The organism is Cognatundibacterium luofuense (genome assembly GCF_018139685.1).
Taxonomy (GTDB): Bacteria; Pseudomonadota; Gammaproteobacteria; order Burkholderiales; family Burkholderiaceae_D; genus Undibacterium; species Undibacterium luofuense.
The window spans coordinates 1-369 of record NZ_JAGSPN010000274.1; the positions used below are offsets into that span (position 1 = coordinate 1).

Consider the following 369-nt stretch of genomic DNA (forward strand, 5'->3'; position numbering starts at 1 on the left):
GCCGAGCATGGTTCAAAGGCACTGTTGAGGCTATTCGTAAGGTATTTCCAAAGATCGATTTTTGGGTGCTTGGTGGCGGTGCTGGGAATAAGATCAGAGTTTGCGCAGGGAAGAAAACGAGAGAAGCGTTCAAAGGGAATCGCGTGTTCATTTTTCGCCAAAAAACTGGGAACAAGCCATTTCATATACAAATAGTCAAACAAATTAGCGGGAAATTCGTTAAGCATCCTATAGAAAAGAGCGATTTTCCAACGTCATCTGATATAGAAAAATATTTGACTGAAAACAGAGATTTGTTCTCAGACGTCGAAAGCAACCTTGCGGGCAATAGTTTAGATCCGGATGATTATTCTTCAATTGAAATAGGTC

At 40.9% G+C, this 369-nt stretch carries 1 protein-coding gene; it reads left to right on the forward strand.

Annotation, left to right across the window (positions count from 1 at the left end):
- On the forward strand, positions 1-369 hold a 369-nt coding region (locus tag KDM89_RS20375; protein ID WP_212689688.1), incomplete at both ends, for a hypothetical protein.